Genomic DNA, 17406 nt, shown 5'->3' with positions numbered 1-17406 from the left:
CCCCTGATTCCGCTCGTCAGGCTCCTCACTCTCATCGGTCGGCCGGCACCACCGCATCACGCTCGAGCCGTATCCGGGGTCAGCCTGGAGTCGCACATCGGTGACGGCCGGACTCCCCCAGCTTCCTTGGCCGCGCGGATCGCGTCGATCATGTAGGTCTTGCGACCGCCACGGACGGCGGAGCGCTTGCACCGGCGCACTTCCGCGACGCGCTCACCAGACTGGTTGAGGAAGGCGGCCAGTCCGGTGCCGTAGCTGCCGATGCCTTCCAAGGCCACCAGCAGCCGCGGCCGTGGACGTAGCTGCAGGCAAAGTCCAACAGGCGCCGGTAGCCACGGGCGTTGGCAGGCGCATCGGTACTGGACAGGACGGCGCCGAACGGGGCTGGCGGCGGCTGCGACGAGCGTGTCGCGGTAGGTGCCGATGAGCGAGATGGTGCCGAACAGAGCGTCCGCCACGCTGCAGGAGAACTTGAGGTACGTGCTGCAGGCGCGCGCTGATGTGTGTCATCGCGCCAGACGGCGCCCAGAGCGAAGCCGTCGTCCAGCCCGCCCTGCATCATGCGGAAGCCGAGCCGGTCGTCGTGGTCGGCACCGCACCGGGCACTTTGCCCGCCTTCCTCTCCTCGCTGTACGACCAGCTCCACCCCGCGGCGCCCCGTCCCCACCAAGCGGCGCGGCTGCAGGATGTGATCGAGGAAGAACTCGCGCGACGTCCTCGGCCGGCGGTCGTCATTCACAACGCCCACCTGCTGCGCAACGACCTCGTCTCTATCTTTACCGGCTCTGCGACTCCTTCCAGGACCACGAACCGCGCCTGCCCGTCATCCTCGTCGGGCCCCAACGACTCCAGGCTGTTCTACCAGTTGGTGATCCGGCCCGGCACCCGCCGCGCGCTTGCGTTCGCCGCCCTGGCGTTCACGCAGCGTGGACTCGCGCCGGGCCATCCACGGGGCCGCCAACTCCTCGATCAGTCCGCCGAGATGTGCTCGATCAAGGCCGCAGAAAGCAGGGTGGGACAAAGCCGCGCGGGTCCGGTAGTGCGTCACAACATCACCAACCCGTGAGGCTGCCGTCATGTCATGGCCAGTCCGCTGTTATGGCGCATTGACGGACAGGGCACAATTGCGATCATGAGTCTGCGTCGTGAAACGGCGAGCTCCCCGGCCCGATGGCCTGGGTATGCCGCTGCCGTGTGGGGGTTCGCGTTCGCCGTTCCCAGCTTCTACTGGGCGATGGGCGGTCTGGCTGGAGCCGCGTCCACGATCTCACCGTCATTGGTCGAGCTGGCACGAGATCGAAATCCCGGCTTCATCACGGTGTTGTGGGTGACCGGAGTACTCAAGGTCGTCGGCGGAATGCTTGGCCTGGCTCTGGTGCGCGGCCGCACGTGGGGACGTGGCATGAATCGCCTTCTGCAGTTGTCCGCGTGGGGCGCGGGGGTGCTGCTCGTCTGGCATGGAGCGTTGTTCGTTGGGCAGGGACTGCTTGTCCAGGCGCACGTCATCGAACTCGCCCCGGAGCTGCTACCGGTCAGCCGCTGGTACACCTACCTATGGGGACCTTGGTTCGTGGCTGGTGGGCTCACCTTCGTATTCGCCGCACGCACTCACTTGAGCGGGGCGGCTGACCGCCGGGATGCCGAGATCGCGGGCATCGTCGGCGGCCTCGGTGCTCTGGCGTTGTCCGTCACAGCCCTGATCGCAGGAATCGGATAGCCGGCCCGGAACCGCTCGCAGCAGACCTCACCGTGTCCGCTACCGCGTACCGCGTCGTAAGACGATCAAGCGGCAGATGTACGGACGAGGATCCTTCCGGCTCCTCCGCACCCGTGGCCTGCTGCGATCGTGACCGTCACGAAATTCCGCCCAGACCCAAAATTCGAGATCGGCATCATCGCGCTGCAGACGTCCTCCCACGCCGGCGCGATCCCGCACGAGGGCCCGGACTGCCGTCACACGCCCCGGGCCCTCACCCGTGTGAAGACGCCATGCAGTATCAGCATCCGGCCCCCCGTGCGCGGGCAGTTTGGTGTCATGCCGCGAGGTGACCGACGGGCCTCTCCGCCAGGGCTTCGGCGCGGATGCGCGCGCAGCTGAGGCTGATCAGCCGGGAGACGTGCATCTGGGAGATGCCGAACCGGTCGGCGATCCGGCTCTGTGTCGCGTCCTCGAAGAAGCGCATGTAGAGGATGGCCCGCTCCCGCTCGGGCAGCCGGCGCAGTCCGGCCTTGGGCCATGGGCAGCCGGGCGGCGACGAGTTCGCCGCGCACGGCATCCCGCTCGGGACCGTCGTCCAGTTCCAGCACAGTGAACAGTGCCTCGCTCAGCTTGGGCCTTGAGACGGGCCCGGCAGAGCGCAGTCCCTCGGTGCCGGCGTCGTGCCAGGCCCGGCGCCAGCGCTGCACCGAGCGCACACTCACCCGTAAGTCCTCGGCGACCTCGGCGCTGCAGGCACCCACAGCGAACCGCTCCGCGGCCTCCAGCCGGATCCGCTCGCGAAACGCCTGCCGTTCAGGCGTCAGCCCACCACCCTGCGGATATCTCACACAACCGGCATACCGCGACGATCACACATCGTCAGCCCTCAACGACAACACGCCGCAAGGTCAGTAACCACAGCACGAGGCACCTTGTCCTCGCACCAGCCAGAACAGTCCGTTCAACCCACACTGCCCCTGCACTTCGGAGCCCCGATGATCACGCCCCGCCTCACCGAGTCCTTCATCAACCTGGCGCCCAGCGCACTGACCGCGCTGACCGGCGCTCCCTGGTGGGGCATCGCCCTGCCCATCCTGGTCCGCCCGGTCATCCAGAACTTCCCCCAGCACATCCTCACTCTGGTCCAGGCACGCAACGAAGCACGCCGAGGACGCCAGGAAGACCGCCTCCTGGACCAGATTCCCAGACGGCACGCTTTCCAGGCCCTGGCACACATCCGGCAGGCCCAATCCGACAACGCGCCTCGTACACCGCCGGAGTCGGCCGACCCGCCCACCCAGCAGCAGCCGGACACCGGGACACCCGCAACGCCGACCTGAACATCGCCTACGCCGGCCCCCTCAAGTCCCCCGCGCTTGCGGCTGCTCGTGCCAGCCCCCAGGCCCGGGGCAGCCGCGTTCGCTGCCCCGGGGGCCCACCGGCCGCGGACGGATCAGGGGCGCCGCCCGCAGCAGGCCCGTGACGGCTGCCAATCAGTGCTTCTTGATGAGGTCGTAAGAACGCACGCGGGCGTCGAGGTCGTAGACAGGTGTGGTCAGCATGAGTTCGTCTGCTCCGGTATCGGCGGCCAGTTGCGCGAGCCGGCGTACGACGGCCTCGGGCGTCCCGCACGCCTGCTGTGCACGGAAACCGGCAAGTGCCTGTCGCTCCTCTGCCGTGAAGGGATGGGTGGCGGCGTCCGCGGGCGTGGGGAAGGGGATCTCGCTCAGACCTTTGAGCAGCCCGGCCTTGACGACGTCCATGGGCCCGGCTCGCCACGTCGCTTCCTGCTCGGTCTCGGCCCATATCGCCTCCACGCACACCACGACCCGGGGCTGCTCGCACCAGCGGGACGGGATGAACGCCGCACGGTAGCGCTCCAGCACCGTGAAGGTGTTGTCTGGCCGGATGTGGTGTGCGACGGCGCTCGGCAGGCCGAGTCGTGCGGCGAGGGCGGCACCTGCGGTACTGGAGCACAGCAGCCATGGCTCCGGCAGCGGGCCGCGTGCCACTTCGTCGACCAGGAAGGACAGGATCGCGGCGACGTCGTCGTGGTACTGCGCGTCCGTCGCCGGTCCGGCTCCGCGGCGCAGTTCCCGCGCGGTGGCCTCGTCGAAGGTGCCAGGGTCGCGGCCGATACCCAGGTCGATGCGGTCCGGGTGCAACGCGGCGAGTGTGCCGAACTGCTCCGCCAGCGTGATGGGCGCATGGTTGGGCGCCAGCACTCCGCCCGAGCCGAGCCGGATAGCTGAGGTCGAGGCTGCCGCATGAGCAATCAGCACCACCGGTGGGAACGCGCCGATCGCGGGCGAATGGTGGTCCACGTCAGCGACAGTGGACAAGCCGTCGCGGACGTTTTCGGGGGTGGGATCGGACCACACCGTACCGGCTGTCATTCCCACACGAAGCAGAGCTACCCCGCCGCGCACCCGGCCACAGTCTCCCGCTGACAACCAACCGCTGCCACCACACCACCCATTCGCACCCGGTGCTGAAGCCGCCCCGGCGACCATGCCGCCCACGATCGACACGGCTTTCGCGTCGGTGGCCGTACCGGCCCCGTTCTTCGCACCGGCCAGGTGGACCTTCTCGGCCACCAGTCGGGGCAGACCGCACCCGTTCGGCCAGCCGGATCGTCGGGACCAGCCCAACGTGAGCGATCAGGTCCGGGTCGTCGAACGCGGCGAAGAGCTCCGCGGGTCTGTGGGAGACTTTCGCTTACGAGGTGCCTTGCTTCGTGGGACTGGTGTGGGCGTAGGAACTCCCATCATCCCGGGTCAGCAGGCACCTCATCTCTTTTCATTGCCCACAGACCGAGTATCGCGCGGCGGATTCAGGCTGAGAGGCAGATCCGGTCACTCATGGCGGGTTGCCTCAAACCACATTGCCCAATGAACATGGTTCTACTCCACCGTTTTCCGGACGGTCTGGTTCCGCATCCTGTGTGCCTCCCACGTCGCTGCCCTCTTGCCTCCCTGCGTCTCCGTTCGCGTCCCGACTCCCAGTAATACAGGCAGGCTGGTGCGACGGCGAGGCGGCCACACCCGTCGCACGGTAGCGCTCCGGGCCCTGTCGCGATGCAGTCAGCCGAGCAGTTCTCGCCAGTCGGCCGACCGTCCCGGCGAGAATGCATCGTGACTCAAATCTGTGCAGTTGGGCACCATGGTCATTTACAAAGGCCTGGCTAACGCATTCCAATGATCTGGCTATGGCTAGGCACGCACCGACGCTCTGTAGGCGGCCGTGCAATACCAGCCATTCCGCCAGCTACCTGCGAACAGGGGCCTGAACATGCGCGTCGCCATCATTGGACAGGGGTACGTGGGTCTCCCGTTATCCCTTGCTGTCGCCACCGCGGGACATACGGTTCTCGCTGTCGAATCCGCCGGCGACCGGCTGAACGCACTGAAGCAATGCCGCTCGTATATCGTCGACGTCTCGGATGAGGACCTGCGCGAGGCAACTGCGGGCGGCCGGTTCTTCCCGGTGCGTGATCTCCGCGATCATTCGGCGGCCGACGTCTATCTGATCGCCGTCCCGACGCCGACAACAGAATCCGACGAGCCAGATCTCCGACTCCTCGACAGCGCCCTGGCAACCGTCGCCGACTCCGCCGGGTCCGGCGCACTGATAGTGGTCGAGTCGACCGTTTACCCCGGTGCGCTGCGCCATCATGTGGCGCCGCTTTTCGAGCGGCTCTCGGGGCTCCGTGCCGGGATCGACGTGTGGTTCGCGCACAGCCCGGAGCGCATCGACCCCGGTCGCGACGCCCAATACGCGGAGATACCCAAGCTGATCGGCGGTCTGGACGAGAGGGCGACGGCCGAGGCGTGCAGTTTCTACGAGACTGTTTTCCGGAATGTGGTTCCCGTTTCCAGTTCTGAGGTAGCGGAGTTCGCGAAATTATTCGAGAACACCTTCCGTTACGTGAACATCGCGTTCGCCAACGAACTGGGCAGGGCCGCTCGGGAGATGGACGTCAGTTTCCGCGAGGTGGTCACGGCTGCGGCGTCCAAGCCCTACGGTTTCATGCCGTTCTTCCACGGGCCCGGCGTGGGCGGCCACTGCCTGCCCAACAACATCCACTACCTGAACCACGCGCTCAGCTCCGTGGGCCGCCCGAGCGCCCTGCTGACCACTGCCGCGCAGGTCAACAACGCGGCGCCGGAGTATGTGGTCGAACGGCTGGTGACAGCCCTGAAGCACCGTGGCCAGAGTGTGGAGGGCGTGACCGTCCTGGTGCTGGGGCTGGCGTACAAGCCGGATGTCGCGGACGCGCGGAACTCGCCGACCTATGCCATCAGCGATCTGCTTGCCGCTCGCGGCATGCAGGTGAGGGTGGCCGACTCCTGGGTTCCGGAGAGCCGGGAGGCGGGTTCGTTCAGCCGGGTGCCGCTGACGGTGGAGGAGTGCGCGAACGCGGACGCCGTCCTGCTGGTCACCGATCACGACGACATCGACTACGGCCTGGTCTTCGAGAATGCGCGATTGATCCTGGACTGCCGCGGTCGATTCGACTCTCCCAAGGTGGAGCAGTTGTGAGCGTGCCGAGGGTCGTCTGGCAGCATACGTTCGACGGGCTCCGGCACGAACAGATCGACGAGGAGTGGGTGGCTCGTGGTGGCGGGCTGGAAGCCTATGTCTTCGATGGAAGAGATCTCACCGGGGAGGAGCACTGGCGGGCGCTGGAGGAGAGTCTCCGGCGCGCTCGGCGACTCGGCGTCCCCAAGCTGACCCTGCATTTTCCCACGGACAATGCGGATTGGGTGCATGACGCCCGCTCCTTTGCCGCTCTGCGCAGATTCTGCGACATGGCGGCGGTCCACCAGGCCGACGGCATCGTGCTGCACGCCAACCAGTTTGTCGCCCAGGAGAATTGGCTTTCCTTCGATCTCGCGGGCGCCCGGTCGCGGGTGACGGAGAAGCTCGCGGAACTGGACGCGTACCTTGGTGACGCGCCGCTTTGGGTCGGCATCGAGAACCTGCCCGTCATCGGCACTCAAGGGGTCGATTACGACTCGGTTTTCGTCCACCCTGAGGATTTCCGGGTTCTTCTCGAACTCGGCTCACGACGGCTTGGCGTCACCTGGGACGTGTGCCACTGGGCGGTGACCTGGACCACCGCTGCCGCGATCGCGCAACTACAGCGGAAAGCCCTTGAGATGGGACCTTTCGACCTACCTCCACTGCCGGTCAAACATGTTCACTTCGGATCGTTCACCGGCCATGCGATGCCCTTCTGGCGCGGCGAGTGCTTCGAAGGGGCCACGCCACAGCGCGGTGAGGTCGACACGGCGCTCCTCAGCCGCATGCTGCGCAACACGATCGATGCCGCACCGGAGGGGGTGGGCGTGGTCTTCGAGGTGCAGGAGACCGACTACCTGCGGCGTCAAAACTGCTGGGAAACGCTGGACTGGGTCAATTCCCGCTCGGAACTGAGCGGACTGCACGAGATGCGAGAGGGCCCCCGTGGCTGACATACCTTATGCACGGCCGTACTGGAACGCGGACGAAGCCGCAGCACTGCAAGCGGTGCTGGAGTCCGGCTCATGGACCAACGGCGGACAGGTCACGGAATTCGAGCGTGAACTGACGCGGATCACCGGTACACCCGTGGTCACCATGTCGAGCGGAACCACCGCCATCCTTGCCCTGCTTCACCTCCTGGGCGAAGAGGTGGCCGGCCCGAAGCTGCTCGTCACCCCCACGCTCAACTTCGCAGCCGGGGCGGCATCGGCGAGGCTGCTGGGCTGGGAGGTCGGACTGTGCGACGTCACCGCGTCCGACCTCAACGTCTGCCCCGACAGCCTGGCCGGGTTGCTCGACCGGGTGCACCGCCGGTACGCCAAGATCGTCGTCCTGCCCGTCCACTACGCCGGGCACCCCTGTGACATGGCCGCCGTCTCGGCGGTCTGCCGGCGCTACGGCGCGGACCTCGTCGAGGACGCCTGCCACGCGGTCGGCGGGCACTACGGCGACCCTTCGGCCCCCATCGGATCCTCTGAGTATTCCGTGGCGGCCTACTTCAGCTTCCATCCGGTCAAGCCCATCGCCTCGGGTGAGGGTGGTGCGATCGCGACCCGTGACGAACGGCTGCTGGAGCGGCTCCGTCGGCTCCGCAACCACAACATGGTCCCGGTCCCCACCCACGATGACTGCGGCCCGTGGCCGTACGACATCGAGTTCCCGGGCATGAACCTGCGGTTGTCCGAGTTCCATGCGGCGGTGGGTGCTGTGCAGGCCCGGCGAGCCGCCCAAGCGCGCCGGGAGCGGGCCAGGCTTGCCGCTCGTTACCACGAGGCGTTCGCGACACTGCCGGCGGTGCGCAGCGTTCCGGGACGGCAGCGGGACGGCTCGGCGCACCACCTCTTCCCCGTGGTGTTCGACACGCGCCGGCTCGGACTGGCCAAGCGGGACGTGCTGGCGCTCTTCCAGGAACGCGGCATCCGGTGCCAGGTGCACTACACGCCACTGCACCGGCTGGGTGCCTTCCGCGACAGAGCCCGCGAACCGCGCACGGAGTTCCCGGTGATGGACGAGGCGTTCCCGGGGCTGCTGTCGCTTCCGCTCTGGTACGGGCTGGGCGACACCGACCAGGACCGGGTGATCGACGCCGTCGAGTCGCTCGCCCGTACCTGACGGAGGAGTGCAAGTGATCCACATCGTTCAACGGAAACAAGGAGCTGGGCAGGTGCCTCGCACACTCATCACCGGCGGTTTCGGATTCCTGGCGACCTGGGTGGCCGCCGGGCTGCGCAGAGCAGGACACGACGTGGTCCTGGTCGACAACCGTGACCTCGACGGGTCTTCCCTGGCCATGTCCGGCCTGACCGAGGACCCGGGGGTGAGCATCGGCCGGGCCGACATCACCCGGCCCGGCTCGCTCGATGCATTCGGGCCCGTCGACTACGTCATCCACGCCGCTGCGCTCCTCGGCGTCACCAAGGTGCGCAACGAACCGACCGAGACACTGCGCGTCAACATCGACGGCACCAGGGTCGCCCTGGACTACGCGGTACGGAACGGATCCACCCGCCGTTTCCTGCTCCTGAGCACCAGCGAGGTCTACGGATCCGATGCGAAGGGTGCCGCCGAGGACGGCTGGCTCTCCGTGCGTACCGACGATCCTCGCTGGTCCTACGCAGTCAGCAAGATCGCGGCTGAGTCCCTGGTCTACTCCTGCCACGCGGAACGCGGCCTCCCGTTCACCATCGTCCGGCCGTTCAATGTCTACGGCCCCCTGCGCACCGGCGGATATGCGGTGGGAGCGATGGCGGCCCGCGCCGTCGCCGGTGAGACGGTCAGCGTCCACGGAGACGGCTCCCAGAGCCGGGCATGGTGCCATGTGGAGGACTTCGCCAACGGCCTCGTCCGCTGCCTGACGCATCCCGCGGCGGAGGGACAGGCGTTCAACATCGGGGACGACCGCACGGATCTCACTGTCGCGGAACTAGCCCACCGCATCCACGAGGTGAGCGGTTCCGACACCCCCGTCGTCCACGTGGAGCACACTGCGCCCGAGATCCAGCTGCGCCGCCCGGACCTCGCCAAGGCACGCGAACTCGTCGGCTACGAGCCGGTGAACGATTTCGATGAGCGGCTCCGGGAAACGGTCGAATGGATCAGGCAGGGCAGCGGCAGCCATCCGATGCGCATCACGCGCGAGGACTGGCCGACGTGGGACTGACGCACGTGGACGGTCAGGAGAAGCACGCCCAGGACCTGCGCTACCCACCTCCGCCCGACGCACCCGAGGCCTATCTCCACCCTGGGCGGATGACACCGTCCCGGCTGGCCGGCACGGTGCTGGGCGCCGCACGGCCCCGGACCACCCGTGACCGGCTCGCCGCGGAACTCCTGTCCGCATCCGCCCGCAGGGCATGCGTCTTCGCGGCGTCCGGCCGGTCGGCGCTGCGGTGGACGCTGGAGCACCTGGGAGCCTGCCCCGGTACCGAGGTGGTGGTGTCGACCTTCAACTGCCCGGCGGTGGTGGACGCGATCCTGTCCACCGGGGCCACACCGGTGCTGGTCGACTTCGACCACGAGACCGGCACGGACTTTGCCTCCGCCGATCTGGCGGGTCGGCTCGTCGTCCTCACCAACGGCCTGGGCATCGACGAATGGGAGCGCCACGCGGGCCTCGTCGCCGAACGAGGCGCCACGCCCGTCCTGGACCTGGCTCAGGCGATCCCGTCCGGACCGGTCCTGGGGCGTTTCGCTACGGCGGACTGTCCTCTCGTGCTCAGCTTCGGCATGGGTAAGCCGCTCGGTGGCATCGGTGGAGGCGCGGTGCTGCTCTCCGCCCGTCCTGCCGTTCGCACCCACCCGGCCGGCCGCCCGGTCGGATCCGGCCCGGGCTTTGCCGCACTGCGCCTGGCGGCCTCGCACCATGCGGTCGTTCACGCCCCGGTGGGGGTCCGCAGGGCGGTCGAACGACGCGGTCGGCGTGCTCCCGGCTGGTCGGAGACGAAGGCGGACCATCTGCCGGATCGGCCCGAGTGCATCCGGACCGCCCCGTCGAACCGTTGGCAGACGGCGGCGGCCCGGACGCTGCTCGCACGGGTCGCCGAGGCCGGGGAGGCCGCGGCGGACTTCGCGGACCGGGTGCGTGCGATGGCCGGGCCACGCCTGACCGCATGCCGGTTCACGCTCCCGGCACCCGGCCTCACCCCGGGCCTGGATCTCGTCTTCGACCGGCGTGGGCATCGCCACGCCTTCGCACGCGCCCTGGCCGGGGCGGGCATTCCCAGCGGGTGGAACTACTACCCGCTGCACAGGATGGCTCCCTACGCGTCATACGCGACCGGGCCGATGCCCGGTGCCGACCACCTGTGGCCGCGCATTCTCACGGTGCCCGGACAGCGGCAGCCACGGCTTACCGCAGGGCGGCTCGCCGAGGCTCTCCTCGCCGCCGACGCGGCGGTACGACGGGAGGCGGAGCATGCTTGAGCAGCCCGTCACGGTGGACGTAACGCCACTGTCCACGGGTGAGTGGGCCAAACGGATCGACACCGCCGAGCGTGTGCTGCCGTTCGGTTCACTGCCGTGGATCAATCTCGGCACCGTGGCCGATCCGGAGCTGGGCTTCAACCCCCTCGCGGTGCGCTGGCCAGACCATGGAGAACTTCTCGTCCCGCTCTGCAGGCGGCCGGCCGGGGCACAGATCGGCGGATTCGGATACGGCATGGTGTACCCCGCCGCCGGATGGCGGGGAACCGCGCTGCCGCCCTTCCCCGCGCTGGCCGCGTCGATCTGTGCAACGCTCCAACTCGCCCGGTTGCACGCCCTGTTGCCGCCCGGCGATGACGTCGTGGACCGGTGGACCGGTGGCTGGACGACGACGACGGGACGGCTGACCTACCTGCTGGACCTGACGTCCGGTCTGGAGGCGGTGTGGGCCCGAGCCAAGGGGCGCATGCGCACGGCCGTGCGGCGCGCCCGCGCCCTGGGCGTACACGCCGCGGAAGGCGAGCCCGGCCAGGCTTCCCGGCTTGTCGAGCTGTACGGCGACACGATGGGACGCCATGACGTGACGCACCGCTACACCGAAGCGGACTTCCGTTTCCTGCTCGACGGCAGCACCGGGAGCGCCCTCGTCACCGTCGCCCGGGACGACCACGGTGTGCAGGCCGCGAGCGTGTTCGCCGTGGGAGACCGGACGGCCTACCACGTCATGCAGACCATCTCCGCCGAAGGCCGGCGGACCAATGCCGGATACCTCGCGCTGTGGGAAGCCATCACCGCCCTGTCCCACCGCGGGATACAGCTGGTCGATCTGGGGTCGGCCGCGGCACCCGGACAGGAACGCTTCAAGACGGACTGGGGCGGTCTGGCACGGCCCACCCGACTCGTCCGCTGGGAGAAGGAGCCGAAGCCGTGATCCTCACCGCCCATCAGCCCGCCTACCTTCCCTGGCTCGGGTACTTCGCGAAGATGGCCGCCGCCGACGCGTTCGTCCTGCACGACCTGAGCCGCTTCGACCGGGGAGGCACCGTCAACCGCAACAAGATCCGCACAGCCAACGGCCCGGAGTGGCTGACCGTCCCCGTGTCCCACGCCGACCTGCGCGCGGAGCGCACCCTGAACGTGATCGAGGTGGTCGACGACGGATGGCGGCGCCGGCACTGGAAGGCGATCCAGATGGCGTACCGGCGTGCACCGTACTTCGCCGATCACGCCGACTTCCTCGCCGACTACTACGCGCGGTCCTACGCGACCATCACCGAGCTGTGCGTCCCCTTCATCGAATACTGCATGAAGGAGCTGGGCCTTGAGCGCACGTTGTGGCGCAGCTCGGAACTGGACCTGGGAGCGTTCGACCGGACCTCCGTCATCCCGGCGCTGTGCGAGAAGTTCTCGGCCGACACCTTTGTCGCGGGCGTGCACGCCAGGGACTACCTGGAATGGGATCGCATCACCAGCGTGCGGCTGGAGATCTTCGAATACGACCACCCCGCATACCCCCAGCTGCACCCCGGGTTCCAGTCCCACCTCTCCGTCCTCGATCTCCTGATGAACTGCGGCCCCGAGAGCCGCACCCTAGTGAAAGGCACCACATGACCAAGGTTCTGGCCGTCGTCGCCCACCCCGACGACGAAGTGATCGGCCCCGGCGGCACCTTGGCCAGGCACGTGCGCGCGGGTGACGAGGTCCATGTGCTGATCCTGGCCGAGGGCAAGACATCCAGGGCCGCCGATCCCGATCCCTCGGGCAGCCAGGCCCTGTCCATCGACGAGACCGCTGCCTCGATGGCCACGCTCGGCGTCACCGGATGGTCGCGGCTGGATCTGCGGGACAACCAGCTCGACACCTACCCCCTGCTCGAACTGGCTCGCCGCGTCACCGCGGTGGTCGAGGAGTTCGCTCCCGAGATCGTCTACACACACCATTCCGGGGACCTCAACGTCGACCACGAACTCGCCGCGCGTGCCAGCATGATCGCGTGCCGTCCCCACGTCAGCCCCGTACGCTGGCTGTTCGCCTTCTCCACGCTGTCCGCCACGGAGGCCGGCTACGCCGGGCGCCCGGCCTTCCAGCCCAGCATCTACGTCGATGTCACGGACACGCTGGATGCCAAACTCGCCGCGATGGAGTGCTACTCCTCGGAGCTGCGGGAGTTCCCCCACCCGAGGTCGATTCGGGCCATGCGGAACCAGGCCGAACTCTTCGGGGCGGCCGCCGGGACGGCCGCCGCCGAGGCGTTCACGGTGATTCGCGGCAGCTGGGCACCGGGGCAGAATCCCTCGTGAACCTCACCGCCTCCGCAACCGCGTCCCCGAAGGCCACCGGCCACCGACGATGGGCGGTCCTCGTCGCGCTGTGCCTGGGACTGTTCCCCGTAGGGCTGGACAACACCGCACTGCACATCGCCGTACCGGTCCTGAGCGGTGATCTGGGAGCAGACTCGACCCAGGTGCTCTGGATCCTGGACTGCTACTCACTGGTCATGGCCGCAGTGCTGGTGCCGGCGGGTTCCCTGGCGGACCGGTTCGGTCACAAGCGATGCCTGCTCGCCGGGCTGGCGGTCTTCGCTCTCGGCTCAGCCATCGCCTCCGCGTCGGGCTCGGTGGGCGTACTGATAGCCGCGCGCGCTGCGATGGGAGTCGGGGGCGCGTTCGTCCTGCCCGCTTCGCTGGCCCTGCTCCGCCAGGTGTTCCACGTACGCAAGGAACGCGTCTTCGCCGTGGGTGCCTGGACCGCCGTGGGATCGGTCGGCTCGGCGCTGGGGCCCACCGTGGGCGGGACTTTGGTCCAGCACTCCTGGTGGGGAGCGGTGTTCTTGGTGAACGTGCCGACCTTGGCGGTGGCTTGTACCGCGGTGGCGTGGCTGGTGCCCCGCCACCGTGGTACCGCCCCGGCCCCGGTCGACGTGGCGGGCGCGGTCCTGGTGGCCCTCTCCCTGTTCGCCCTCGTGTACACGATCAAGGAGGCGGCGCGGTCCGGTCCGAGCGTCACCGACTGCGCCGCGGGGATGCTGGCCGCCGGTGGCCTGTACGCGTTCGTCCGACGGCAGCTCCGGCATCCGCACCCGCTGCTGGACGTCGCGCTGTTCCGCGACCGCGCCTTCACGGTCGCGGTCATGTGTGTCCTCCTCGCCGTGATCGGCGTGAGCGGGCTCGAGGTGCTCTTCGCCCAGTACTTCCAGTACGTCCTCGAACTCGGCCCTCAGGAAGCCGGGCTGCGGATGATGCCGTTGGCACTGGCCACGATGGCGGGCAGCCTGGCGGGCGGATTCGTTGTCGGGCGCCTCGGCGTGCCCGCAGCCCTTCGGGCGGGACTTGCCGTCGCCACCCTGGCCTGCGCCCCTCTGCTCATGGCCGGAGAGGCCGACCGGCCCGTCCTGTTCCTCCTGTGCTTCCTGGGACTGGGCCTGGGGTTCCAGGTGGCGGTCAACGTGGCCTCCGAAACGGCCCTTTCCGCAGTTCCCGCCGAACGAGCCGGCGGTGCCGCGTCGATCGACGCCACGGCGTTCGAAGTCGGTACCGCCCTCGGCGTCGCGATACCCGGAGTGATCGCCGGCGCCGTATACGCGGCGGTGATCGACTCCACGACCGGCGTCGCCGCCGGGCTGCGGGACCGGGCCAGGCCCTCGATGGCCGCCGCGCGGGAGGCTGCCAGGCAACTCCCTGCAGCGGACGGCGCGATACTGAGACAAGCGGCTCACCACGCGTTCGTGGCGGGACTGCGTGCCGTCACCGTCCTCAGCCTCGGCCTACTTGTCCTTTGTCTTGTCCTCAGTTGCCTTCGCCGCCCCTCCAGGAGCTGAATATGTCCAGAGAAGTCCGTCCGTTCCGCACCTCCGACCTCGAAACGCTCGTCGAGGTCAGCATCGCCGCCGACACACTGTTCGCCGAGCACGGACTGCTGCTGCCCCCAGACGATCCGGCGCAGACGGTCCGCGAGGCCGAGCACGTCTTCGTGACCGGTGAACCGGTCGTCGGATTCACTACGGTGACGACCGTCGACGGCAACCTCCACCTCGCCCAGCTGTCCGTCCACCCGAAGCACGGGCGGCAGGGCCTCGGCGGCCTGTTGCTCGACGCCGTCGTCCGGCACGGTCTCTCACGAGGTCTTCCGGCCATCACCCTGACGACATTCCGCGACGTACCCTTCAACGCCCCGTGGTACCGCGCACGCGGCTTCGCCGACCTGGACCGCTCGCAGTGGGGCCCCGATCTGCAGCGCGTCTGGCAGGAGGAGGCCGAGGCCGGCGTCGAGGTCGCGCCCCGCATCGCGATGAGCCGGCCCCTCGCGGACCACCGCGCCGAGGCAGAGCAGGAGGTACTCGCGTGAGAGCGTTACTGACCGCCATCCTCGTCCTGGCCGGTACGGCCGTTCCCGCAGGCACGCCGACGACCAGCGCCGCCATCGCCTGGCACGACTGCCACACCGAACACACACCGGCCAGGCTGGAATGCGCCACCGTCACAGTGCCGCTCGACTGGTCGCGACCGGGCGGGCCGCAGATCGACATCGCGGTCGATCGCTTGCGGGCCACCGACCCAGCCCGGCGGATCGGGGTACTCCTGACCAACCCCGGCGGCCCCGGCGGGTCGGGAGTCCAGGACGTCGCCGCCGAAGGGGCCGGACCAGGGCCGGAGTTCGACGTCCTCCACGAGCGCTTCGACATCATCGGCTTCGACCCGCGCGGTGTGGGAAGCAGCACTGCGGTGCGGTGCCCGGTACCGCTCAAGGACCGCTCCGTGAGTTCCTTCCCGACCACACAGACCGGCTATCACCGGCTCCTCGAGGCGAACCGCCGGGCCGGTACCGAGTGCGCCCGCCGCACCGGGCCGCTGATCCGTCACGTGGACACCATCAGCGCGGCACGCGACATCGAGACGATCCGGGTGGCCCTGGGCGAGCGGACCGTCTCCCTGCTCGGGGGCTCCTACGGCACGGAACTCTTCTCGGCCTACATCGCACTCCACCCGCGCCACGTCCGCGCGGCCGTACTCGACGGTGCCGTGGATCACACCCGGTCCACCTGGCGGGCGGCCCTGGACGAAGCCGCCTCGACGGAGGATGCCTTTCACCGCTTCGCCACATGGTGTGCACGCACCACGGGTTGTGCGCTCCATGGCCGCAACGTACCCGCCGCCTTCCGCGCCCTGACCGCCCGCGCCGACCGAGGCGAGGTCGCCGGCCGCGACGGCCGGCGGATCAGCGGAGAGACCGTCACCAAGGCCATGTACGTGCGCCTCTACCAACGGGCCGAATGGCCGGAGTTGGCCAGGGTCCTCGCGAAGGCCACCGCTGCCCGGCCCGACGTCCGCCCGTTGACCGACATGGTGATCGCCGCCGATCCCGAGGAGGCCGCCTACATCTCCGTCGGATGCCATGATTTCCCGTCCGAGGTGAAGAACCTGCCCGATCTGCGGGCCAAAGCACGTCTTCTGCGTGCCGCGGCTCCCTTGACCTGGCGGTACTCCGAAATGTGGACATGGGCCACCACCTGCCTCGCCTGGCCCGTCGCAGCCGCCAATCCACCGACACCGCAATTCGTCCATGGCTCGCCCCCCGTCCTGGTCGCCAACGGAACGCACGACCCGGCGACACCCTTGAGTTGGGCACGATCGCTCACAGCCCAGTTCGATCACGCCAGGCTGTACGTCTACGACGGCGACGGCCATACAGTGACCCCTCACTCGGGCGCCGGTCGCCGGGCGGAGGCGGATCACCTCGTCCACCCGCACTGACACTCAGGACGGTCAGGCCGACCGTACGACCTGGTACGGTCGGCACCGGATACCGTGGAGGCATCGCCGCCGTACCTGATAAAGGGCTCTCCTGCCGTATGTGTGGGTCATCCTGCTGGTAGTTGGGCAGCCGGGGAGGACGGGTTTGTCTCCGGCGAGGGTGAGCACGACGAGAGCGATGATGGATCTGAACGATCACGTCGTTGATCGCTGCGAGCGGCTCAGGCCGCTCCAGCAGCGTCATTCCGGCACGTCCCGCAGCCTGGTCGGTGACCACAATGGCTTTCATGGAAATTCCCTTTCCTTGTATGTGTGGTGGGTTTTGGTTTCCCGGTTTAGATGAAGGTGAACAGCTGGTCGGTGTCGAATCGCGAGATCGGGGTGGTGTACACCCTCTCCGGGTCGGGGTAGCCGAGGGCCAGCAGCACCGTCGTGCCGTGTCCGCGCTCGCGGATCTTGAACGCCTTGTCGACACTAGCCGGGTCGAACCCCTCCAGCGGCGTGGCCTCGACACGGAACTCGGCGGCCGCCATCACGGTCAGGCCCACCGCCATGTAGGTCTGCTTCTCCATCCAGTCGTTCAGGTCCTTGTAGCCGTAGGTGCGCAGGTTGAGGAAGTCCCGGGTCATGGATTCCCACAGCTGCTGCTTGGACGGGTCAAGGAACCGGCCGTCGGCCCTCTCCTTCGTGAACACCGCCTCGAGGTGGCTGTCGGGCAGATCTGCCCGGGTGGTGAGGATGATGGTGTGCGACGCGTTGAGGATCTTCTCGGCGTTGTCCTTGAATCGTTCGCCGCCCAGGTTGTCGGCGAGCCGCTCCTTGCCTTCGGGCGTGGCGAGGACGTAGAAGTGGTTGGGCTGTACGTTCACCGATGACGGCGTGGAGCGCAGGAACCTCAGCAGTTGCTGAAGGGTGTCCTCCGGAATGGTCTTGCTGGGGTCGAAATACCTGGTGAGGTGCTTGTTCATGAGCTTGTCGAGATTCATGTCGATCTGCCTTTCGTCTTGC

General features: G+C 68.3%; 17 protein-coding genes and 2 pseudogenes. 14 read left to right on the top strand and 5 right to left on the bottom strand.

Annotated features, from left to right (window positions below; all coding sequences use genetic code 11):
• Positions 1-56 precede the first annotated feature (56 nt).
• Entirely contained in the window at positions 57-458 is a 402-nt protein-coding gene (locus BIV25_RS50730; RefSeq protein WP_177235116.1) for a hypothetical protein, read from the bottom strand.
• Between the two features lie 41 nt (positions 459-499).
• Here BIV25_RS50730 and BIV25_RS01195 point away from each other — a divergent pair, with 41 nt between their 5' ends.
• Together BIV25_RS01195 and BIV25_RS01190 are read left to right on the top strand one after the other, a co-directional pair.
• Positions 500-1066 (top strand): hypothetical protein, encoded by a 567-nt coding sequence (locus BIV25_RS01195; RefSeq protein WP_071370183.1) that lies wholly within the window; start codon positions 500-502, stop codon positions 1064-1066.
• Positions 1067-1081: 15 nt separating this feature from the next.
• Positions 1082-1717 carry a DUF3995 domain-containing protein gene (locus BIV25_RS01190; protein ID WP_218158436.1) on the top strand — a complete coding sequence of 212 codons (636 nt, stop codon included), beginning with the start codon at positions 1082-1084 and terminating at the stop codon, positions 1715-1717.
• Positions 1718-2033: 316 nt separating this feature from the next.
• Here BIV25_RS01190 and BIV25_RS01185 read toward each other — a convergent pair.
• Positions 2034-2231: pseudogene (locus BIV25_RS01185) on the bottom strand (sigma factor-like helix-turn-helix DNA-binding protein); the annotation flags it as partial.
• A gap of 136 nt (positions 2232-2367) precedes the next feature.
• A pseudogene (locus tag BIV25_RS46235) lies at positions 2368-2547 on the bottom strand (helix-turn-helix domain-containing protein); the annotation flags it as partial.
• A 147-nt stretch (positions 2548-2694) separates the two neighbouring features.
• Here BIV25_RS46235 and BIV25_RS01180 point away from each other — a divergent pair.
• Positions 2695-3039: a hypothetical protein gene (locus tag BIV25_RS01180; protein WP_071370181.1), complete on the top strand. Its 345-nt coding sequence runs from the start codon at positions 2695-2697 to the stop codon at positions 3037-3039.
• 153 nt (positions 3040-3192) lie between these two features.
• On the opposite strand, the gene BIV25_RS01175 is transcribed toward BIV25_RS01180, so the two are convergent.
• Positions 3193-4296, bottom strand: coding sequence for an MsnO8 family LLM class oxidoreductase (locus BIV25_RS01175; protein WP_256255510.1), 1104 nt, complete (start codon positions 4294-4296; stop codon positions 3193-3195).
• A gap of 694 nt (positions 4297-4990) precedes the next feature.
• On the opposite strand from BIV25_RS01175, the gene BIV25_RS01170 reads away from it, so the two are divergent.
• The 11 genes from BIV25_RS01170 to BIV25_RS01120 are packed head-to-tail and all read left to right on the top strand — an operon-like array spanning position 4991 to position 16398.
• Positions 4991-6241 (top strand): nucleotide sugar dehydrogenase, encoded by a 1251-nt coding sequence (locus tag BIV25_RS01170; RefSeq protein WP_071370180.1) that lies wholly within the window; start codon positions 4991-4993, stop codon positions 6239-6241.
• Positions 6238-7176 carry a TIM barrel protein gene (locus BIV25_RS01165; protein ID WP_177235115.1) on the top strand — a complete coding sequence of 313 codons (939 nt, stop codon included), beginning with the start codon at positions 6238-6240 and terminating at the stop codon, positions 7174-7176. The genes BIV25_RS01170 and BIV25_RS01165 overlap by 4 nt, the downstream gene beginning before the upstream one ends.
• Positions 7169-8338 (top strand): DegT/DnrJ/EryC1/StrS aminotransferase family protein, encoded by a 1170-nt coding sequence (locus BIV25_RS01160; RefSeq protein WP_079176365.1) that lies wholly within the window; start codon positions 7169-7171, stop codon positions 8336-8338. The genes BIV25_RS01165 and BIV25_RS01160 overlap by 8 nt, the downstream gene beginning before the upstream one ends.
• A 52-nt stretch (positions 8339-8390) precedes the next feature.
• A complete protein-coding gene (locus tag BIV25_RS01155; RefSeq protein ID WP_071370178.1) occupies positions 8391-9386 on the top strand; it encodes an NAD(P)-dependent oxidoreductase in 996 nt (331 codons plus the stop codon).
• Positions 9377-10648 (top strand): DegT/DnrJ/EryC1/StrS family aminotransferase, encoded by a 1272-nt coding sequence (locus BIV25_RS01150; protein WP_071370177.1) that lies wholly within the window; start codon positions 9377-9379, stop codon positions 10646-10648. Before BIV25_RS01155 ends, BIV25_RS01150 begins: the two co-directional genes overlap by 10 nt.
• Positions 10641-11579, top strand: coding sequence for a GNAT family N-acetyltransferase (locus BIV25_RS01145; protein ID WP_071370176.1), 939 nt, complete (start codon positions 10641-10643; stop codon positions 11577-11579). The genes BIV25_RS01150 and BIV25_RS01145 overlap by 8 nt, the downstream gene beginning before the upstream one ends.
• Positions 11576-12259, top strand: coding sequence for a WbqC family protein (locus BIV25_RS01140; RefSeq protein WP_071370175.1), 684 nt, complete (start codon positions 11576-11578; stop codon positions 12257-12259). The genes BIV25_RS01145 and BIV25_RS01140 overlap by 4 nt, the downstream gene beginning before the upstream one ends.
• Positions 12256-12948: a PIG-L deacetylase family protein gene (locus BIV25_RS01135; protein ID WP_071370174.1), complete on the top strand. Its 693-nt coding sequence runs from the start codon at positions 12256-12258 to the stop codon at positions 12946-12948. The genes BIV25_RS01140 and BIV25_RS01135 overlap by 4 nt, the downstream gene beginning before the upstream one ends.
• Complete coding sequence (locus BIV25_RS01130; protein ID WP_071370173.1) at positions 12945-14465, top strand: MFS transporter; 1521 nt, start codon at positions 12945-12947, stop codon at positions 14463-14465. The genes BIV25_RS01135 and BIV25_RS01130 overlap by 4 nt, the downstream gene beginning before the upstream one ends.
• Before the next feature lie 2 nt (positions 14466-14467).
• A complete protein-coding gene (locus BIV25_RS01125) occupies positions 14468-14992 on the top strand; it encodes a GNAT family N-acetyltransferase (RefSeq protein ID WP_071370172.1) in 525 nt (174 codons plus the stop codon).
• Positions 14989-16398, top strand: a complete 1410-nt coding sequence (locus BIV25_RS01120; protein ID WP_071370171.1) for an alpha/beta fold hydrolase — start codon at positions 14989-14991, stop codon at positions 16396-16398. Before BIV25_RS01125 ends, BIV25_RS01120 begins: the two co-directional genes overlap by 4 nt.
• A 335-nt stretch (positions 16399-16733) precedes the next feature.
• Here BIV25_RS01120 and BIV25_RS01115 read toward each other — a convergent pair whose 3' ends face one another.
• Positions 16734-17384, bottom strand: a complete 651-nt coding sequence (locus BIV25_RS01115; protein WP_071370170.1) for a nitroreductase family protein — start codon at positions 17382-17384, stop codon at positions 16734-16736.
• Positions 17385-17406 lie beyond the last annotated feature (22 nt).

Source organism: Streptomyces sp. MUSC 14 (assembly GCF_001866675.1).
Taxonomy (GTDB): domain Bacteria; phylum Actinomycetota; class Actinomycetes; order Streptomycetales; family Streptomycetaceae; genus Streptomyces.
Note: the sequence above shows the minus strand (reverse complement) of the source record. Positions and strands in the feature narration are given on the sequence as shown.

Bases quoted from the DNA above. Each gene is read 5' to 3' on its own strand.
- BIV25_RS01195 (WP_071370183.1), top strand. From the start codon at position 500: ATGTGTGTCATCGCGCCAGACGGCGCCCAGAGCGAAGCCGTCGTCCAG.
- BIV25_RS01190 (WP_218158436.1), top strand. From the start codon at position 1,082: ATGGCCAGTCCGCTGTTATGGCGCATTGACGGACAGGGCACAATTGCG.
- BIV25_RS01180 (WP_071370181.1), top strand. From the start codon at position 2,695: ATGATCACGCCCCGCCTCACCGAGTCCTTCATCAACCTGGCGCCCAGC.
- BIV25_RS01170 (WP_071370180.1), top strand. From the start codon at position 4,991: ATGCGCGTCGCCATCATTGGACAGGGGTACGTGGGTCTCCCGTTATCC.
- BIV25_RS01145 (WP_071370176.1), top strand. From the start codon at position 10,641: ATGCTTGAGCAGCCCGTCACGGTGGACGTAACGCCACTGTCCACGGGT.
- BIV25_RS01135 (WP_071370174.1), top strand. From the start codon at position 12,256: ATGACCAAGGTTCTGGCCGTCGTCGCCCACCCCGACGACGAAGTGATC.
- BIV25_RS01125 (WP_071370172.1), top strand. From the start codon at position 14,468: ATGTCCAGAGAAGTCCGTCCGTTCCGCACCTCCGACCTCGAAACGCTC.
- BIV25_RS01115 (WP_071370170.1), bottom strand. From the start codon at position 17,384: ATGAATCTCGACAAGCTCATGAACAAGCACCTCACCAGGTATTTCGAC.